Genomic DNA, 19,626 nt, shown 5'->3' with positions numbered 1-19,626 from the left:
GCGAACGCATACTCGATTCGAGAGTTCGCATCGAATGCGCGATGCGAAGGGATTCCGGCGGCCGAGAAGGTCGCCCCACCATTGCGTGGAGGATGCCGTGCAGTACGTCCGTTGTTCCGTCGTTGTCCTCGTCTCCACCGCAGCAGTCCTGCTGGCGCTCGCGCCGGGGCGGCGACGAGGGCCGGAGCGGTACGCGCCCACGGAAGGGCGCGGCGCGGGGCGACCCGATCCGGACTCGGACATAGCGACGCGCTTCCGCTCCTACGGGATCGGCCCGAGCGGACCGCCGGGTCGGCCGGGGCGGTCCTGGCCGCTGGGCTCGGCCGTGAGAGCCAGGTGACTCGGGCAACCCGTCGTGCGGCTCGGGTGGCCGGAGCAGTCGGTCCAACGCTCCGCTCCGCCCGTACGGACTCCGCGGCGGCCGCCTTCAGCACTGCGGCGGCCGAGGGCGCGGCGCGGTGCCGGTTCCGGCGGCCGGCGGTGACGGGCGGCGTGGCCGCGAGCGGGCGGGAAGGACGGGAAGGACGGGAAGGGGCCGGCGAACGGACTGCTGGAGCGGAGGTCCCGCCGTGCGAGAGCGTTCGGCGGTCGCCCCTCCTCCACTCAGGGCACTGGAACGACCGCTCAAGGCCCTGGAACGACCGTCCCGGTGCCGGCACCAGCGCCGACTTCGGTATCGCCGACTTCGGTATCGGCACCGATCCACGATGGCAGCGGAGTGGTCACGATTGCCGGGAAGAGGGCGCGCAGGGCCGGGCAGGGCGCGTAACGTCGATGGGCGTTGCGGACGGCGACTCGACGACGAGTGGACGGGAGACCGAGGATGCGGGTCCTGACGGCGAGCTGGGCGGCCTGGGTGTCCGCGTTCGAGCTGCGCTGCAAACAGCTCCCGGGCGACCCCGACGACACCTCGGGCGCCTGCCCCGACTGCGGCGCCGAGGCGCTGCGGCTGTCCTTCTCCGGTCTGGAGCGGGACCGCGTCGGCTACGCCTCCTTCTGGTGCGACGCCTGCCTGGTGGGCATTCACCTCAGCCGGTGCCTGGTCCCCGAGGGCGCGTCCATGGAGTCCTTGCACACTCCGGTGGAGGAGCGCAGCGTCCGGGTTCCCGACTACACCCTGCTGTGGCCGGACGAGCCGCCCGCGGACGAGTAGCACCCGGCTCCGGACGGCTCGGCCCGGACGGGCCGCCCGCAGCGGCCGGCCCGGGCCGAAGCGGAGGCGGTGCCCCCTCCGGCTCCGCGTCAGACCAGGCGACGGGCCGTGGCCCAGCGGGTGAGCTCGTGCCGGTTGGAGAGCTGGAGCTTGCGCAGCACCGCCGAGACGTGCGACTCGACCGTCTTCACCGAGATGAACAGCTGCTTGGCGATCTCCTTGTACGCGTACCCCCGCGCGATCAGCCGCAGCACCTCGCGCTCGCGCTGGGTGAGGCGGTCCAGGTCCTCGTCGACGGGCGGGGCGTCGGTGGAGGCGAAGGCGTCGAGGACGAAGCCGGCCAGCCGCGGCGAGAAGACCGCGTCGCCCTCGCGCACCCGGAAGATCGAGTTGACGAGGTCGGGGCCGGTGATGGTCTTGGTCACGTAGCCGCGGGCACCGCCGCGGATCACGCCGATGACGTCCTCGGCGGCGTCGGAGACCGACAGCGCCAGGAACCGCACCGGCCGGTCCGGGTCGGCGCTGAGCGCGGCGCAGCGGCGCAGCACCTCCACCCCGCCGCCACCGGGAAGGTGCACGTCGAGGAGGACCACCTCGGGCCGGGTGGCGGTGACGACCGCCACCGCCTGGTCGACGTCGGCCGCCTCGCCGACGACCTCCACGCCCGTCTCCTCGGTGGCGCCGATCTCGGCCTGCACCCCGGTGCGGAACATCCGGTGGTCGTCGACGAGCACCACCCGTACTCGCCGCTGGTCGTCCGTGGGCGTAGTCATGACGCCGCCACCCTCTCCATTTCCAGTTCCACTTCGGTGCCTCCGCCGGGGGCGGCACGCAGCCGTGCCGTGCCGCCGTTGCGCTCCATGCGTCCGATGATGGACTGGCGGACGCCCATCCGGTCCTCCGGGACCTGGTCGAGGTCGAAGCCGGGCCCGTGGTCGCGGACCGACACGAACACCCTGTCCTCCTCCACCTCGGCGTACACCTGGACGGGTCCGCCGCCGCCACCGTACTTGGCGGCGTTGACCATGGCCTCGCGGGCGGCCTGGGTCTGCGGGGTCAGGTGTTCGTCGAGAGGGCAGTCACCGACGCACACCACCTCGACGGGGACGCCGTGCGCGTCCTCCACCTCCGCGGCGGCGGCCCGTACCGCGTCGGCGAAGGTGGCGGGCTCCTCCTCACGGCCGGTGCCCTCGGGACGGTACAGCCACGCCCGCAGTTCACGCTCCTGCGCCCGGGCCAGCCGGGCCACCTCCCGCGCGTCCTCGGCGTTCCGCTGGATCAGGGTCAGCGTGTGCAGCACCGAGTCGTGCACATGGGCGGCGACCTCGGCCCGCTCCTGGGCGCGGATGCGCATCAGCCGCTCCGCCGAGAGGTCCTGCGCCATCCGCACCAGGTACGGTCCGGCCAGCAGCGCGACGCCGACGAGGACGGCGAGCGCGGCCTGGAGCGCGCCGCCCAGGTGGTTGCCGGAGCCGCGCACCACGATGAAGCCGGTGACCCCCGCGACCACCAGCACCACCCCGCCGGCGGCCCGCACCAGCGGCCAGAAGCGCTTGCCGTGGCTCATCTCCACCCAGCGGGCCTTGCGGGCGTTGTCCGCCTGCCGCCACACCAGCGCAACGCCGAGGGCTATCACCAGCACCGGCCACACAGCCCGGTTGGCGGCGCCGAGGTTGAGGTTGTCCACCAGGATGCCGGTGCCGACCGCCAGCGCGATCAGCGCCATGATCTGGCCCTTGTCCGGGCGCTTGCCGGCCAGCCAGGAGCGGGCGTCGCGCGGCTCCTTGGCCTCGGCCACACCGCCGACACCGAGCGGCACGAAGAACCAGAAGGCCGCGTACAGCAGCAGCCCGATGCCGTTGAAGGCGGTCAGCACCAGGAACAGCGCCCGCACCCACAGCACCGGCAGTCCCAGGTGCCCGGCCAGGCCGCGCGCCACGCCGCCGACCATGCGCCCCTCGGAGCTGCGGTACAGCTTGCGCACGCCGGGCCGCGACGGGTCCGGCGGAGTGAGGAAGGCGCTCCCCGGCGTACCGCTGGGCGGGCCGGGGGGCGGCGGACTGCTGGGTGGCATACCCCCGATCGTCACACAACAGCGGGCTTGGAGGCATCAGGGTCGGACCCCCGAGGCTGCCCTGGGAACGGGATCAGGGTCGCGCCAGGGTCCGCCCGGTGCCACGGGCCGCCTGTGTCGGGCCACCATGGTGGCTATGACCGACGACCAGCCCGGCGTCCCACCGCGCCGCGAGCCCACATCGCCGCCCGGGGTCGCTCCCGACGACGCGGCTCCCGTCGGCGCGGGCAGCACCGGCGCCCGCGCCGGGACCGGGGCCAGGTCGGCTGACGCGGGCTCCACGATGCCCCCCGGGCGCGGCCCCGGGCCGGGCCCGCGCCCCTCCGCCGGCCAGGACGGCAGGGCGGCGAACGGTGTCGGCCCGTACGGCACCGGCCCGTACGACACCGGCTCGGGGGCCACCGCCGCTGACGGTCCCGCGCGGCCCGCGCTGCGCCGGGGCCGGGACGACGACGCCGTCCTCGCCGGGGTCTGCCACGCCGCCGGCCGCTACTTCGACGTCGACCCGGTGATCTTCCGCATCGTGCTGGCGGTGCTCTCCCTCACCGGCGGCATCGGTCTGATCGTCTACGGGCTGGGCTGGCTGGTCGTCCCTCAGGAAGGCGCGGAGGAGAGTGAGGCGCAGCGGCTGCTGTCAGGCCGGATCGAGGGCGCCCCGCTGACGGCGGCGCTGATGGCGCTGGTCGGGTGCGGCCTGTACGCGTCGATGGTGAACGACGGCGCCAGCCAGGCCTTCTCGCTGCTGCTGGTGGCGGCAACGGCAGGCGCCGTCTACTGGTCGCGGCAGCGCGGCCGGGCGCAGACGGCGGGCGAGGCCGCCTCTGTCGCGGCCGGTCCGGCCGCTGACGCCCCGCCCGAACCGCAGGCGCCACCGGAGCCCGGCACTGCGTCGTGGTGGCGCGAGCCGCTGACGAAGGAGCCCGGCTACCTGTGGGGCCCCGAGGACAGCGCGCCCGCGGCGGGCGTGAACTGGGCCTGGCGGCGGTCCGTCCGGCCGTCCCCGCCGGTACGGCGGGACCACGGTTCCGGGTTCGGCGCGGTGGTGTTCCTGGTGGCGGCGGTGGCCGGGGCGCTCGGGACCCTGGGTACCTGGTCGTCCCAGCCCGCGCCGACGAGCGCCGAGATCGGCCTGGCCTCGGCGCTGGCGGTCTTCGGCTGCGGGTACGTCGTCTCGTCGTTCGCCGGACGGCCTCAGAGCGGCACCCGGATGTGGACGCTGCTGGCCGTCGCGGCGCTGGTGGGCACGGCGACGCTGCCGAAGGCCGGGCTCGGGGTGGGCACCTCCGCGTGGCGGCCGGCCACCGCGGCCTCCGTCCGCCCCTCCTACCAGCGCGGCGCCGGCACCGGGCGGCTCGACCTGCGGGGCCTACGGCTCGAAGGGGCGACGGTGCGCACCCGGCTGACGGTCGGCGCCGGCCGTGCCGAGGTGCTGCTGCCCCGCCACTCGCGGGTGCGGCTGGTCTACCGGGTGGGCGCCGCCCAGGTCGATCTGCCCGACACCAAGGGCAGGTTCACCGTGGACGGCTCCCCTCGGGCCGGTCTCGACTACGAGCCGCCGGACGGCGCCCGCCCTGACGGCACCGTCCTGGTCGACGTCACGCTGCGTGCCGGGCTGCTGGAGGTGGCCCGGTGAGGCGGCACCGCTTCGAACCGGCGGCCCTGGTCGGGGGCCTGGTCCTGCTGGTGCTGGCCGCCTGCTTCCTGCTGGACGCGGCCGGGGCGCTGGACCTGTCCCGGCCCAGCCGCAGCCTCCGGCTGGTCGGCGGCGGGCTGCTGCTGACCGTGCTGACCGCCGGGGTCACGCAGACGGTGCGGAGCGTGCGGGGGCGTCCGGGGCGTCGGCGGCGCCCGTAGCGGGCTGGGCCGGTACGGGCGCTTCGGCACGCGCGGCGCTCCCGGCGGCCCTGCCGCGGCGCCACAGTCCGTCGAGCGAGAGGTACGGGGTGCCGGCCAGCAGCAGCGGCAGCCAGGCCATCAGGTACACGAGGTCGTTGCCGTAGTAGTACGGGGTGGTGGCCCAGCTCATGGTCAGCCACAGGCTCAGCGAGATCAGCGCCCCACCGAGGGCGGCGACCCGGCCGAGCAGGCCGAGCAGGATGCCCAGGCCGACCGCGAGTTCGCCGAAGGCCATGGCGTAGCCGAAGGCGTGCGGCGCCTTGAGGGCCAGGTCCACCAGGCCGGGTATGGCCGCGGAGTCCCGCACGGCGTGCATCGTCTGCACCAGCGAGCCGTTCGCCGAGTCGGTGAAGAAGGTACCACTGGTGAGCTTGTCGAGCCCGGCGTAGACGAAGGTCACACCGAGGAAGATCCGCAGCGGCAGCAGCGCGTAGCGCCGCGCGGTCTCCTGGCACTGCTCCAGCATGGTCCGTCCGCCTTTCCTGCCGCTTGGTCGTGGGTGGAAGCCGTCTTCCGCCGCCGCGGCGTCGAAGGGGATACGGCCCCGAGCGGGCCGGCGTTCAACGGCTGCCCGGAGCGGCCCGCCGGGTTCGCGGTGTTCGACGTCGTCGGCCGGTTCGATCCCCGCACGGCCGGTTCGAGGCGGTCGGCGTTGTCGAGAGCGGCGGTCGGCGTTGTCGAGAGCGAGAGGGGGCCGGGAGGAGTCGAGAGGGTTCGACGTGTTCCGACGGGTATCAACGTCCCCGGACCCGGCAACGTGCCCGACTGCTCGGACAGCTGCTGCTGGTCGTGCGGCGCCGGAAGCTCGCGGCGCCCCGGAGGCCGACGGGTCGGAAGGTCCGCGCGGCCGCGCCGGGGCCCGGCGAGGGCGGAAAGACGGCGGCCCGCGCCGTCACCGGCGCGGGCGCGTCATCGCGCGTCCGGGCCGACGGTCGGCCGGGCCGGACAGGGGTCTCCGGCCCAGCCGGAGCCGGTGGCCGGACAGCGCCGCCCGGACCCCCGGGCGGCGCTTCCCGCTGAGCCTCCGCCAGGCCGGTCAACGGCCCAGGGGCGGCGGCCCGAGCGGGTCACTCCCACTCGATGGTGCCCGGGGGCTTGCTGGTGACGTCGAGGACGACCCGGTTGACCTCGGAGACCTCGTTGGTGATCCGGGTGGAGATGCGGGCCAGCACGTCGTAGGGCACACGGGACCAGTCCGCGGTCATGGCGTCCTCGGAGGACACCGGCCGCAGCACCACCGGGTGGCCGTAGGTGCGGCCGTCGCCCTGGACGCCGACCGAGCGGACGTCGGCGAGCAGCACCACCGGGCACTGCCAGATGCCGCGGTCCAGGCCGGCGGCGGTCAGCTCCTCGCGGGCGATCGCGTCGGCCTCGCGCAGCAGGTCGAGGCGCTCGCGGGTGACCTCGCCCACGATGCGGATGCCGAGCCCCGGGCCGGGGAACGGCTGCCGCTGGACGATCTCCTCGGGCAGCCCCAGCTCCTGCCCGACCATCCGCACCTCGTCCTTGAAGAGGCGCCGCAGCGGCTCGACGAGCTGGAACTCCAGGTCCTCGGGGAGCCCGCCGACGTTGTGGTGGGACTTGATGGTGGCCGCGCCGGTGCCGCCGCCGGACTCCACCACGTCCGGGTAGAGGGTGCCCTGGACCAGGAACTCGACCGGCTGGTCGTTCGGCGCCTCGGCGACGATCTCGGCCTGCGCCTGCTCGAAGACCCGGATGAACTCCCGGCCGATGATCTTCCGCTTCTGCTCGGGGTCGCTCACCCCGGCCAGCGCGGACAGGAACCGCTCGGAGGCGTCGACGACCTTGAGCCGCACGCCGGTGGCGGACACGAAGTCCTTCTCGACCTGCTCGGTCTCACCCTTGCGCATCAGGCCGTGGTCGACGTAGACGCAGGTCAGCCGGTCGCCGATGGCGCGCTGCACGAGGGCGGCGGCCACCGCGGAGTCGACCCCGCCGGACAGCCCGCAGATCGCCCGCCGGTCGCCGACCTGGGCCTTGATCGCGGCGATCTGCTCCTCGACGACGTTGGCGGTGGTCCACGTCGGGGTGATGCCGGCGCCGCGGTAGAGGAAGTGCTCCAGGATCTGCTGCCCGTAGGTGGAGTGCATCACCTCGGGGTGGTACTGCACGCCGTAGAGCCGCTTCTCGTCGTTCTCGAAGGCGGCGACCGGGACCAGCTCGGTGGACGCGGTGACGACGAAGCCCTCCGGCGCGGCGGAGCAGGCGTCGCCGTGCGACATCCACACCGGCTGCTCGGCCGGGGTGCCCTCGAAGAGGGTGGAGCCGGGCTTGCTGACGGTGAGGTCGGTGCGGCCGTACTCGCGGGCGCCGGTGTTGTCGACGGTGCCGCCCAGCGTGGTGGCCATCAGCTGGAAGCCGTAGCACATGCCGAAGACGGGCACGCCGGCCTCGAAGAGCTCACGGTCCAGGGTGGGGGCGCCGGGCGCGTACACCGAGGACGGGCCGCCGGAGAGGATGATCGCGCGGGGGCGCCGGGCCAGCATCTCGGCGACCGGCATGGTCGACGGCACGATCTCGCTGTAGACCCTGGCCTCGCGCACCCGGCGGGCGATGAGCTGGGCGTACTGGGCACCGAAGTCGACCACCAGGACGGTGTCGGCGGCGGGGGTGGCGGTGCCGGCTGTGGGGTCGGCTGGGGTCGCTGATGACACGTGCGGCCTTCCGGCGAGTGGTACCGGAGTGGTACCGGGCGGTACGGGGGTTTTGGAGGGGACCAGGTCCCGAGTCTACCGGTGCGCCGGACGACGGGTCCTCCCGCCGGAGGTGCGGCCCTTCGCGCACATCCCTTGCGCCGGGCGGAGGGCGGTGGTCCATACTGTGCGCATGCGTCAGTACACCTTCGCGTTTACCTATGGCACCGGCTGGCCCGGCTGCCATAGGTCGCGTCGCGTGAGCTGACACGCAGGACGACCTACCAGGCGCCCCAGGCCACCCGGCCCGGGGCGCCTCGCGCTTTCCGGAGCCGGGCAACCCGGGTCGCGACCTCCGCGACACCCGAGGAGCACACCGTGTCCGAGCCCGAGACCCTGTCCGACGCCCACACCCACACCGACGCCCACACCGGCACCGGCACCGGCACCGGCACCGGCACCGGCACCGGCACCGGCACCGAGCCTGCGCCCGCCGCTCCGGAAGCCACGCTGGAAGCCCGTCCGGCAGCAGCACCGGCAGCAGCGTCCGAAGCCGCAGCGGCCCCCGAGCAGCAGGGCCCGGCCACCGACCCCGACAGCGTCATCGCCGAGGCCCGGCAGCGCATCGACGCGATCGACGCCCGGATCATCGAGCTCGTCCAGCAGCGCTGCGCCGTCTCCGCCGAGGTACAGCGGGCGCGGATGGGCGCCGGCGGTCCGCGGGTGCACCTGGCCCGTGAGATGGAGGTGCTGCGGACGTACGGCGAGGCGCTCGGCCGCGCCGGCACCCCGCTGGCCATGACGCTGCTGGAGCTGGGCCGCGGCCGGATCTGAGGCCCGCGGCGCAGAAGAGTCCGCGGTACAGGGGCCGGCGGCGCAGAAGGGCCGGCGGCCCCGGCCAGGGGGCCACCCGCCGGCTCCTCCGAGGCCGGGCCGCGGCCTGTTCGGAAAGGATCACCCGAACGGCACGTGACCCGCCCGCGGGCGCTTCGTTGGACGTGGTGTCCGTGCCAGCCAGGGGCGGTCACCCAACACCACGCGTGGAATGACACCGCCCAGACGCAGCTGGGCGGGGTGTTGTCCGGTGCGATGAGGCGCTCGCAGTGATGCGGGCGCCGTGGGACCTCGCACCGGTGGAGTGGCCGGACGGCAGGGGACAGCAGCCCGGTCACGACGTCAAAGAGGCGGTCGGTCCTCGGGGACGCCTGGGGCCGGCCGCTCTGCGAGCGAGAGCCACGTTACAGCCTGTTCGGGACGTTCAGGGCGTTTTGGGCACTTCGGGGACCGGCAGGAACGGGAGCCGCAGCGCGCCGAACGCCTCTTCCGGCACGGCCGGGGCGAGGGGTGCCACCGCGGCGACCCTGCGGTACTCCGCGCCCTGGCCCGGCCGCGTGTCCGCCTCCCCCTTGTTCGGCCACAGCGCCATCGCCCGCTCGGCCTGCGCGGTGATGGTCAGCGCGGGGTTCACGCCCAGGTTGGCCGAGACCGCCGAACCGTCCACCACGTGGATGCCGGGGTACCCGTAGAGCCGGTGGTAGGGGTCGATCACGCCGTGCTCGGCGTCCTCGCCGATCGGGCAGCCGCCGAGGAAGTGCGCCGTCATCGGGCGGTCCGTGGCCTCGCCGACGTTGCTCCCGGCGAACCCGTTGATCTCCTCCGCGATCAGCCGCGCCGCCTCGGCGCCCTCCGGGACGTGCACCGGGTTGGGGGTGCCGTGGCCCTGCCGGGCGGTGAGCAGGCCGCGTCCGGGGGCCTTGGTCCGCAGGTAGGTGGTCAGCGAGTTGTCGTTGGTCTGCATCACCAGCCCGATGATGGTCCGCTCCGACCAGCGGTGGTTGGACAGCGACCGCAGCCCGGTCAGCGGATGGCGCAGATAGCCGGCCGCGAACTCGGCCCAGCGCGGCAGCCGTCCCCGGTGGGGTACCGCCATCACCGACAGGGTGCCCATCGCGTTGGAGCCGCGGCCGTAGCGGACCGGCTCGATGTGGGTGTGGTCGTTGGGGTGCACCGAGGAGGTGATGGCCACGCCGCGGGTGAAGTCGGGCCCTTCGGCACCGGGGTGGGCCTCGCGGTAGCGGCGCGGGGTGGTCTGGGCGCCCACCAGCGCCTCGGAGTTGGTGCGGGTCAGCTCGCCGAGCCGGGCCGAGACGCCCGGCAGTCGCCCGGTGTCGCGCATCGTGTGCAGCAGCGTCTGCGTGCCGTAGGTGCCGGCGGCGAGCACCACCTGACGGGCCCGCAGCACCCGTCCGCGCCCCTTGCGACGGCCCTCGGTGGGAACCGTCGTGACCAGGTAGCCTCCCCCGGAGCCTTCGGCCCGGGATGGGCCCCCACCGGAACCCACCCCGGAGGAGGCGTCCCCGCCGGAGTCCTCGGTCACCGCGGTCACCGTCGTCATCGGGTGGACGACGGCGCCGGCCCGCTCGGCGAGGTACAGGTAGTTCTCGTTGAGGGTGTTCTTGGCGCCGTGCCGGCAGCCCGTCATGCACTCCCCGCACTCGGTGCAGGCCCGGCGGGACGGCCCGGCCCCGCCGAAGTACGGGTCGGGCACCTCCGTGCCGGGCGCGCCCTTGGCGGTGCCGTCGGCGTCCTGGCCGTCGCCGTAGAACACGCCGACCGGTGCGAGGTGGAAGGTGTCGCCGACGCCCATCCGCTCGGCCGCCGCCCGCAGGTGCACGTCAGAGGGGGTGAGCGTGGGGTTCAGCCGCACTCCGAGCATCCGCTCGGCCTGGTCGTAGTAGGGCGCCAGCTCCTCCCGCCAGTCCGTCACGGCACCCCACTGCCGGTCCTGGAAGAAGGCGGCGGGCGGCACGTAGAGGGTGTTGGCGTAGTTGAGGGAGCCGCCGCCGACGCCCGCGCCGGCCAGTACCAGCACCTTGCCCAGCACGTGGATGCGCTGGATGCCGTAGAGGCCGAGGGACGGTGCCCACAGGTAGTTGCGCACGTCCCAGGAGTTCCTGGGCAGCTCGTCGCGGGCGAAGCGGCGGCCGGCCTCCAGGACGCCCACCCGGTAGCCCTTCTCGGTCAGCCGCAGTGCCGCGACCGCACCGCCGAAGCCGGAGCCGACGACGAGCACGTCGTAGTCGAACCCGTCGGAACTGTCGGCCCCGTCGGAGCCGTCGGAGCCGTCGGATTCCTCTGCACCGTCGGGCCCCTCCACGGCGGGCCCGGGCCTGCCGTCCGGCGCGGTGGCGTTCCCCGTTCCCGGGCCGCCGTTCGCGGTCAGGTCCTCGTCGTCCTGTGCCACGTGCTCCTCCGCAGGGTCGTACGGGTCATACGATCGGTTCGGCCGACGGGCAGTCGGGGCCGCCAGGACCTCAGGACCTCGGGGCCGCCAGGACCTCAGGACTTCGGGGCCGTCAGGGGATACGCAGGCCCTTCATCAGCCGCAGCGCGCGGCTGAGCAGGCGCGCGTACGCCTCGTCGTCCATGCCGAACGCCGGTGCCAGCGGGGCCAGCCGCTGGGTGGCCACGGTCTGCGCCTCGGTGTACTTGAGGATGCCCTCGCTGCCGTGCCGGCGGCCCAGCCCGGACTCCTTCATGCCGCCCATGGGCGCGCGAACGGTGCCGTAGGCCGCCGCGTACGCCTCGTTGACGTTGACGGTGCCGGTGCGCAGCCGGGCCGCGACGCGGGCGCCGCGGCGGGTGTCGCGCGTCCACACGCTGGAGTTGAGGCCGTAGGGGCTGGCGTTGGCGCGCCGCACCGCCTCGTCCTCGTCATGGAAGCGGTAGAGGGACACGACGGGGCCGAAGGTCTCCTCGGCGCACACCGCCATCGGCGCCTCGACGCCCTCCAGGACGGTCGGCTCGTAGACGTAGGGGCCGATGTCGGGGCGGTGGCGGCCGCCGGTGAGGACGGTGGCGCCCTTCTCGCGGGCCTCCTCCACGTGCCGGGTGACGGCGGCCAACTGCCGCTCCCCCGCCAGCGATCCCATCCCGGCGCCGTACGCGAGCGCGGTGCCGAGCCGGATCGCTCGGGCGCGCTCGACGAGCCTGGCGGTGAACTCCTCGGCCACGGACTCGTGGACGAAGAGCCGCTCGATGGAGATGCACAGCTGCCCGGCGGAGGCGAAGCAGGCCCGCACCGCGCCCTCGGCCGCCCGGTCCAGGTCGGCGTCGTGGAGGACCAGCAGCGGGTTCTTGCCGCCGAGTTCGAGGGAGGCGCCGACCAGCCGCCCGGCGGCGGTCCTGGCGATCTCCCGGCCGACCCGGGTGGAGCCGGTGAAGGTGACGTAGTCGGCGTGCTCGACCACCGCGGGGCCCACCACCGGGCCGTCGCCGATGACGATCTGCCAGACGTCCTCGGGCAGCCCGGCCTCGATCAGCAGCCGGCGCGCCCACAGCGCGGTCAGCGCGGTCTCGGTGTCGGGCTTCATCACCACGGCGTTGCCGGCCACGAGCGCGGGCAGGGCGTCGCCGATGGACAGCTCCAGCGGGTAGTTCCAGGGTGCGATGTGCCCGACGACGCCGCGCGGCTGGCGCACCTCGACGACCTTGGTGAGCACCGGCAGGGCGCCGGAGTGGCGGCGCGGGCCGAGGTAGGAGGGCGCCCTGAGGCCGTAGTGCCGGGCGCCCATCGCCACGACCTGCACCTCCTCGTGGGCGTGCAGCCGGGCCTTGCCCGTCTCCAGCTGGATCAGGTCCAGCACCTCGGCCTGCCGACCCAGCAGCAGGTCGTGGAAGCGCAGCAGGACGCGGGCGCGTTCGCGGACCGGGCGGGCCGCCCATCCGGCCTGCGCCCGGCGAGCCCGTTCGAACGCCTCAGCGACCTCCCGCGGGCTGCTCTCGGGGAGTTCGGCAAGAGTCCCGCCGGTGAGCGGGGTGTGATTGAACGTGGTGCCGGAGCCGATCACGCCTCTGGTCAGGCGGGCGACCAGGTCGGGGGTGACCACGTCGCGGGGGCCGCGCGCGGTCGCGGGCGCGGGCGCGACGGGGTTGCCGGCGCCGACCGGCTTGCCGTCTCCGGAGGGGGTGCCGTCTCCGGAGGGGGCGCCGGCGTCGCTGGTGAGGCCGTCGCCGGGGCTGCCGGGGAGGCCGTCGCCGGAGCCGGGTGCGCCTGGCACCGACGGCGAGGTCGGCTGCGCGGAGTTCCTCGAATCCCTCGAATCCCTCGAGTCCGTCATGCCGGTGAGGGTACGGCGGAGCGGACGCCGGGGGCTACCTGTCGGTAGCCTTTTTCTCGGTGGAGTGTGCAACCACGCCAGTCCCGGCTGGCGGCGTACGCGTTCACCCTGGTCACACCGGCGCACCACCTGCGCACCACCCGCGCGCAGCCGGCGCCCGCCCGGCGCGGGGCCGGTGGGCGTCCGGCGCGGGGCCGGTGGGCGTCCGCGCCGGGCGGCGGTGTCAGCCCGCGTGGTAGGTCTGCACGGCCTGGTCGAACGCCTGCTGGACGAGGAGGCTCTGGGTGTCCGGGCCGGCGACGAGGATGACGTGGTACTTCCCGTCCACCAGGACCGCGAGGTTGCAGGCGTACACGCTCTGGCCGCTGTCGTCGCGGTAGGTGTACTCGCCCTCGGCGGCCGGGTGGCCGTCGACGGTGAGCGACTGGAGCCCGGAGGCGGAGGACCACGAGGAGGCGCGGAAGGGGGCCAGCTCGGCTTCGTCCAGCTGGTAGGCGACCGGGTCGCTGCCGTAGTGCGAGGACGCGTCGCGACCGGGGACGACCGTCATCTGCACGCCGTCGCCGGAGAAGCCGACCTGGTCCTTGGCGTTGCGGCCGGTGCGGGCCCAGCCGGCCCGGACGGCGACGGTGAAGCCCGCCGAGTCGTGCCGCAGCGTGTACCCGGCGGCGGGCGAGGTGCCGCCGCCTCCGGCCGGTGCCCCAGCGGACGGGGCCGACGAGGGCGCCGAGGAGGGAGCCGAAGACGAGGAGGACGAGGTCGAGGGCGGGGCCGTGGCGGCTGTCGTGGCGCCGCCCTTGCCCTCGTCGCCGCCGGACATCCGCGCGGGCACCGAGCGGTCGGGCTGGGCGCCGGAGCCGGACCCGCCGCGGTGCGGCATCACCAGCAGCGCGTAGACCAGAACAGCGGCGAGGATCAGCAGCACCGCCACGACCAGGCGCAGGCCGAGCCGGCGCGGGGACGTTTCCTCGCCGCTGCCGCCCGGGCGGCGGTAGACCACGTCCTCCTCGTGGACGTAGCCGCGGTCGGCGGCCGGCCCGGACCCGAAGGCCGCGGTGCGCGCGGCCGACTTCGGCCTGGGCACCCGGGCGGGCTTGGGCTCCTTCGCGGGGCGGGACTCGAAGGACGACCGCGGCTCGAAGGTCGACCGCGGCTCGAAGTCCGGCTCCACCGGTGCGACGGCCGGCGCGACGGCTGCCCCGTCCTCCTCGAAGGGGGCCGCGGCCGTGCCGCCGGACGCCTTCGGCGGCCGGCCCTGGCGGGCCTGCTTGCCACGGGCGTGCCGCCGGTGCGCGGAGCCGTCCGCGGCGGCAGCGGAGGCGGCAGCAGCAGCGGCCGACCGGCGCCGTCGCCGCACCAGCTCACCACGGCGCCGCTTGACCGGGAGCTTCTCCGGGTCGGTGGGCACCTGGACGGTGTCGGTGCCGAGTTCCGGTTCGGGCGCGGCGCGCACCAGCGAGCGGAGCCAGCCGCCCAGCTCCTCCGCCTCGGGCCGCTCCTCGGGGTCGGGCCGCAGCAGCGACTCGACGACGGGCCGCAGCGGGCCGCAGTCCTCGGCGAACGCCGGGGGCTCGGAGCAGACCAGCTGGACGAGTTCGGCGGCGTTGTCCTCGGGGTAGGGCGGGTGGCCCTGGACGGTGCGGAAAAGCAGCGAGCCGAGCGCCCACAGGTCGGCGGCCGGGCCGACCGGCGGGGACAGCCGCCAGTTCTCGTGCACCTCGTGGGCCTGTTCGGGCGCCCACCGCTCGGTGACCGCGCCGACCACGGTGATGCGGTTCTGCCGGGCCCGCTCCTGTTCGAGGGCGGACCTGGGGCCGTGCCAGTCGGGTTCGGCGCCGCCGGCCAGCACCTGCTCGGGCAGCGGGTCGTAGCCGCACAGCGCCTCCTGCGCGGCGCCGGCCGCCAGCCCGCCGAGCATCGCCCGGCCGTCGTCGCAGACCAGCACGGTGCTGGTGGTGACGTTGCGGTGGACCCAGCCGTGGGCGTGCAGGGCGCGCAGCGCGGTCAGCACGTCGGAGGCGACCTCGGCGGCGCGGAAGGCGTCCAGCGGGCGTTCGGCCAGCAGGGCGGCGAGCGGGCGGCCGGGTACCAGTTCGCTGGCGATCCACAGGCTGCCGTCCTCGACGAAGATGTCGAAGACCTGCACCAGCCGCGGGTGGTCGGGGATGGCGGCGGCGGTGCGCGCGGCCTCCAGGGCGCGCCGGGCGCTCTCGCCCAGGCCCTCCGTCCCGCCCGCCCCGCCGGAGCCTGTCCCGCCGCTGCTCTCCTCGCCGGGGAGTTCGGCGCTGACCACCTCGGGCAGCAGCACCTGGCGGACCAGGACCTCCTGGCCGCTGTAGGTGTCGAAGGCGCGCGTCTCGACGAGTTCGAACTCGTCGGCCGGCGGCCGGGGCAGCCGGTACCGATCGGCGAGTACCCGCCCCGCGTACTCCTCCACGGCGCCCCCCTTACCGGTCCGCTCGCTCTACGCCGCAGACCGGTCGCCTCCGGACAACTTCCGCCCCGTTCGGGTGGTTTCCGGCTGCGGACGGTCCGCGTTTACTCACCATACGTGCTACCGGGCGACTACTTCGCCGGTTTGAAGGTTGCGAAGAAGGTCTTCAGTGCCCGCTGGTTCGCGGCGCTGCCCCACTCCCCCGCCGGAGTGGTGAACATGATGGCGTAGCCGTGCTTCGGGTCGGTCACCATGCCCCGGTTCAGGACGTGTACCTGCTTACCCGCCTTACCCCCCTGGAGCCGTTCGTACTCCCAGTCGGCCGCGTCGTAGCCGCGGTAGTCGACGTTCGCGAGGTGCAGGAGGTGGTAGTCGTCCATCGAGCCGGACGCGGCGGCGGAGGCCGTCTTCCAGGCGCCGAGCGCGCTCGGGCCCGGCGTGTCGTTCCAGTCGACGAGGAGGCTGGTGTCGCCCGGGCCCTCCAGCTTCGAGCCGGTGTCGTAGCCGTTGTTGCCGACCCGCTTCCAGCCGTCGGGCAGCGCTATGGAGAAGCCGTTGATCTGGTCGTGGTACAGGTACCAGCCGGCCGGGACCGCGGTGTCGGAGGCCCCGGACGGCGAGGCCGTCGTGGCGGGGGCGGTCGTCGCGGGCGTCGTGGACGGCGCCGTCGTCGCGGGTGTCGTGGACGACGAGGCGGTGTTCCCGGCGTCCCCGGTGTCCTTGGCCGTGCCGCCGGCGGGGACGCTGGAGGCGGGGGCGCCGTTGTCCTTGCTGTCCTTGGAGCCGCCGCCGGAGTGCGCGACGGCCACGCCTATGACGGTGCCGATCAGGGCGATCACCACGGCGGCCGCGAGCAGCAGCAGGGTGCGGCGGGGCAGTACGTCGGTGAGCGGGGCGCGCGGCGGGGCGGTCGATCCGCCCGGCGTGCCGTGCTCGGGTGCGCGCTCCGAGCGGACCGGCGTGCCCTTGGCGGGGCCGGCGGAGGCGTTGCGCAGCGACCGCAGCGCCTCCCGGGCGCGTACGGCGTCGAGGGACGGGCCGGCCGCGCCGGACGTGCCGCCGGACGGCGCGGCGGCCGCTGTCGCGCCCGCCGTGCCTGAGTCGGCGTCACGCGGCGCCGACGGGCCCGTCGTCAGGGCGGCCCGGTCCTCGGGGCCGGCCGACGGGGCGAGGGCGGCCGTCGCGCCGCCCGCCGCCGGCGCCTCGGGCGCCGCCAGCAGGGCGCTCAGCAGCCGCCGGGCACCGGGCTCGTCGAGCCGCCGCTCGGGGTCCTTGACCAGCAGTCCGGTGATGACCTCGGCCAGCGGCCCGGCGTTGGGCATCGGGCCGACCGGCTCGGTCATGACGGCGGTGAGCGTGGCGATCGCGCTGTTCTTGTCGTACGGCGGGTGGCCCTCCACCGCGGCGTACAGCAGCGCGCCGAGGGACCACATGTCGGCGGGCGGGCCGGGCTTCTGGCCGCGGGCCCGCTCGGGCGAGATGTACGAGGGGGCGCCGACGAGCATGCCGGTGGAGGTGACGGAGGGGTCGCCGTCGATCTGGGCGATGCCGAAGTCGCCGAGCACCACCCGGCCGCCGGGCCCGTCGCCGGCCAGCAGCACGTTGGAGGGCTTGACGTCGCGGTGCAGGATGCCCTCGGCGTGCGCGGCCTTGAGCACGTCGAGGATGACCAGGCCGATCTCGGCGGCGCGGCGGGGCGTGACGGGGCCGTCGTCCTGGACGACGTCGGCCAGCGAGCGGCCCTCGATCAGCTCCATGACGATCCAGGGCCGGTCGTCCTCCCTGACGACGTCGTAGACGGTGATCGCGCCGGTGTTGCGGATGCGGGCGGTGGCCTTGGCCTCGCGCAGCGTCCGGGTGATCATCCGCTGCTTCTCGTTGTCGTCGACGTCGCCGGTCAGACGCAGTTCCTTCACGGCGACCCGGCGGCCCAGCGTCTCGTCGACGGCCCGCCAGACCGTGCCCATGCCGCCCTTGCCGAGTACGTCTTCGAGGCGGTAGCGGTCGGCGAGCAGGCGTCCCTCGCTGTCTTCGACCTCGCTCATGGATGTCCCCTGCGTTGTCTGCTCCGGTGCCGGACGGCCGGCCGCGGAAGGTGTGGTTCTGCTGTCGTCTGCTCGTCTGCCGCTGTCCGCCGCCGCCTGCCGCCTTACCGCCGTCCGCCTACTGTCCTGCCGCTGCCTGCCGCCGCCCTGCCCGCCGACCCACCGCTCTGCCGCGACCGGCCGTGGACCGCCGTGCGCCGCGGCGGCGTCGCCGCGGGTGGCAGCGGAGGCCGCACCGTACTTCCGCGCGTCCGCCGCGGCCGCGCGGAGTCCCGGGCCGGGACGGCGCGGCGGCGCGGCCGTCCGCCGGGGCGTACGGCCGTACGCCCCCATCATCCCCGAACCGCACTGGTGCTGGCGAACCGGTCGCCGGACGGCCCCGGTTCAGCCGCCCGCGGCGGAGCCCTGCCGGAAGCCGGCCACGGCGTTGTTGAACACCGGTAGCCACTGCTGCCATTGGGTCTGCGGCGCCGACAGGTAGATGGCGTACTCGGTGCCGCCGGGCTGGGTGAAGTCGAGGTCGATGGCGTGCCAGTCGCGCACGGAGCCCTTGAACGTGAACTCCCACAGCGCCGCCTTGTCGCCGAACGCGGTGGTGGGCTGCATCCGTTCCCGGTGGTAGCCGTCGGCGCCGACCGCCTGCTCGGTCTGCGGCTCCAGGTCCTTGAAGTGCTGGAGCGGGTCGGTGCTGCCGAATTCGAGGGCGTTGACCTTCAGGTCGACCACCCCGCTGGGGTCGACCCAGTTGACCTCGTCGCCGCCGTTCTTCGTGCTGCGGGTCCAGCCTTCGGGCACCGGTATCGCGTAGCCGTGGTCGGCCTCGGTGGCCAGGTGGTAGCCGTCGGGCAGCGGTGGGGGCGGGGAGGCCGAGGGCGTGGTGGCGGACGGGCTCGGCGACTGCGTCGGCGGCTGCGTCGGGGTGCCGGCCGTGGCGGTCGGCGACTCGGCTGCGGCGGTGGGGCGGCCGGTGGAACCGGCCTCGGTATGGGAGCCGCGCTTCGCCAGCGCGAAGCCGGTCCCCGCGGCGACCACCACCACGGCCACCGCGACCGCGACCCACACCGCCCGGCGACGCGGCCGGGCCGGCGGCTGGCCGCGGTGGGTGGCGGTGACCGGCGGGGCGCCCTGCCCGTGGCCGGTGGCGGGCCCGTCCGGCGCGGCCGTCGCAGCCGCGGAGGGCACGGGCGGCACGGACGGTGCGGAGGGCTCGGAGGGCTCGGAGGGCTCGGAGGGCACGGACGGGTAGGCGTCGGCGGCGTCGGCGGTCTCGGACCGCTGTCGGGGCAGCCGGCCGCGCTGGACGAGGGTGGTGTCGAACTCGGCCGCGGGTACCCGCAGCATCCGCTCGGCGTCCTCGGCGGAGAGCCGTTCCCCCGGCTCCTTCGCCATCAGCCCGGCGATCACCTCGCTGAGCACCCCGGCACGGGCCGGCGGCTCCACCGTCTCCTGCGCGATGGCGTAGGCGGTCTCGATCGCCGTGGCGCGACGGAACGGGGAGACCCCCTCGACCGCCTGGTACAGCGTGGCTCCCAGCGCCCACATGTCGCCCTCGGGACCCGGGGGCAGGCCGCGGATGCGCTCCGGGCTGAGGAAGTCGATGGAGCCGATCAGCTCGCCGGTGCGGGTCAGCGTGGACGTGCCGGACGCCTGGGCGATGCCGAAGTCGGTGAGCACCACGCGGGAGCCGTCGCCCTCGGCGCCCAGCAGCACGTTGCCGGGTTTCACGTCGCGGTGCAGCACCCCCGCGCGGTGGGCCGCGCGCAGGGCGGCGATCATGCCGCGGCCGATCCTGGCGGCCTCGGCCGGCTCCAGCGGGCCGCTCTCCTTCAGCCGCTCGCCGAGGGTCATCGACGGGACGTACTCCATGACGATCGACGGCAGCCCGGCGTCGTCGACGACGTCGTGGACGACGATGACGTTGGGGTGGCTGATCCGGGCGGCCGCCCGGGCCTCGCGCCGGGTGCGTTCGAAGAGGGTGGCCAAGTCCTCGTCGTCCATGTGCGGTTGCGGTGGGTGCAGCTTCTTCACCGCGACCTGACGGCCGAGGATCTCGTCCTCGGCCCGCCAGACCGTGCCCATCCCGCCCCGGCCGATCCGCTGCACCAGCCGGTAGCGGCCCGCTACGAGCCGTCCCTCGTCGACGTATCCGCCCATGTCCGTCGTGCTCTCCCGTCCCCCGTGGCGCGGCCGGCTCCACGCCGAGGCGTCGTCTCGCCAGGACGTGCCGCCCGCGCCGAGCCGGCGTCAACC

Annotated in this window: 13 protein-coding genes; 4 read left to right on the top strand and 9 right to left on the bottom strand. The window is 74.8% G+C overall.

Annotated elements, in window-relative coordinates:
* Positions 1–823 precede the first annotated feature (823 nt).
* Positions 824–1,153: a hypothetical protein gene (locus BS72_RS20555; RefSeq protein ID WP_037912472.1), complete on the top strand. Its 330-nt coding sequence runs from the start codon at positions 824–826 to the stop codon at positions 1,151–1,153.
* A gap of 89 nt (positions 1,154–1,242) precedes the next feature.
* Here BS72_RS20555 and BS72_RS20550 read toward each other — a convergent pair whose 3' ends face one another.
* Positions 1,243–1,926, bottom strand: coding sequence for a LuxR C-terminal-related transcriptional regulator (locus BS72_RS20550; protein ID WP_037912469.1), 684 nt, complete (start codon positions 1,924–1,926; stop codon positions 1,243–1,245).
* On the bottom strand, positions 1,923–3,227 hold the full coding sequence (locus BS72_RS20545) for an ATP-binding protein (protein WP_037912466.1): 1,305 nt from the start codon (positions 3,225–3,227) through the stop codon (positions 1,923–1,925). Before BS72_RS20545 ends, BS72_RS20550 begins: the two co-directional genes overlap by 4 nt.
* 136 nt (positions 3,228–3,363) lie before the next feature.
* Here BS72_RS20545 and BS72_RS20540 point away from each other — a divergent pair, with 136 nt between their 5' ends.
* Positions 3,364–4,860, top strand: coding sequence for a PspC domain-containing protein (locus tag BS72_RS20540; RefSeq protein WP_107498836.1), 1,497 nt, complete (start codon positions 3,364–3,366; stop codon positions 4,858–4,860).
* A complete protein-coding gene (locus BS72_RS20535; protein ID WP_037912464.1) occupies positions 4,857–5,081 on the top strand; it encodes a hypothetical protein in 225 nt (74 codons plus the stop codon). The genes BS72_RS20540 and BS72_RS20535 overlap by 4 nt, the downstream gene beginning before the upstream one ends.
* Here the strand turns inward: BS72_RS20535 and BS72_RS20530 are convergent.
* Both BS72_RS20530 and guaA read right to left on the bottom strand, forming a co-directional pair.
* Complete coding sequence (locus BS72_RS20530; RefSeq protein WP_078901497.1) at positions 5,026–5,589, bottom strand: DoxX family membrane protein; 564 nt, start codon at positions 5,587–5,589, stop codon at positions 5,026–5,028. The two genes, BS72_RS20535 and BS72_RS20530, sit on opposite strands and share 56 nt — an antisense overlap.
* Positions 5,590–6,190: 601 nt before the next feature.
* Complete coding sequence (gene guaA / locus BS72_RS20525; RefSeq protein WP_037912462.1) at positions 6,191–7,798, bottom strand: glutamine-hydrolyzing GMP synthase; 1,608 nt, start codon at positions 7,796–7,798, stop codon at positions 6,191–6,193.
* Positions 7,799–8,155: 357 nt separating this feature from the next.
* Between guaA and BS72_RS20520 the strand changes: the two genes are divergently transcribed.
* Positions 8,156–8,611: a chorismate mutase gene (locus BS72_RS20520; RefSeq protein ID WP_407638990.1), complete on the top strand. Its 456-nt coding sequence runs from the start codon at positions 8,156–8,158 to the stop codon at positions 8,609–8,611.
* A gap of 424 nt (positions 8,612–9,035) precedes the next feature.
* On the opposite strand, the gene BS72_RS20515 is transcribed toward BS72_RS20520, so the two are convergent.
* The 5 genes from BS72_RS20515 to BS72_RS20485 all read right to left on the bottom strand — a co-directional run bounded on the left by BS72_RS20515 (position 9,036) and on the right by BS72_RS20485 (position 19,530).
* Positions 9,036–10,934: a GMC oxidoreductase gene (locus BS72_RS20515; protein WP_051951978.1), complete on the bottom strand. Its 1,899-nt coding sequence runs from the start codon at positions 10,932–10,934 to the stop codon at positions 9,036–9,038.
* A gap of 199 nt (positions 10,935–11,133) precedes the next feature.
* Positions 11,134–12,897: a succinic semialdehyde dehydrogenase gene (locus BS72_RS20510; RefSeq protein WP_037912461.1), complete on the bottom strand. Its 1,764-nt coding sequence runs from the start codon at positions 12,895–12,897 to the stop codon at positions 11,134–11,136.
* A 223-nt stretch (positions 12,898–13,120) separates the two neighbouring features.
* A complete protein-coding gene (locus BS72_RS37370) occupies positions 13,121–15,334 on the bottom strand; it encodes a serine/threonine-protein kinase (protein WP_051951323.1) in 2,214 nt (737 codons plus the stop codon).
* 128 nt (positions 15,335–15,462) lie between these two features.
* The gene (locus tag BS72_RS20495) at positions 15,463–17,376 is read right to left on the bottom strand and encodes a serine/threonine-protein kinase (protein WP_037912457.1); all 1,914 of its coding nucleotides are present in this window, start codon (positions 17,374–17,376) and stop codon (positions 15,463–15,465) included.
* A 384-nt stretch (positions 17,377–17,760) separates the two neighbouring features.
* Entirely contained in the window at positions 17,761–19,530 is a 1,770-nt protein-coding gene (locus BS72_RS20485; protein WP_037912452.1) for a serine/threonine-protein kinase, read from the bottom strand.
* Positions 19,531–19,626: the final 96 nt, after the last annotated feature.

Source organism: Actinacidiphila yeochonensis CN732 (genome assembly GCF_000745345.1).
GTDB classification, from domain to species: Bacteria; Actinomycetota; Actinomycetes; order Streptomycetales; family Streptomycetaceae; genus Actinacidiphila; species Actinacidiphila yeochonensis.
The sequence above is the reverse complement of the archived record's forward strand: the minus strand, read 5'-3'. Positions and strand labels throughout refer to the sequence as shown.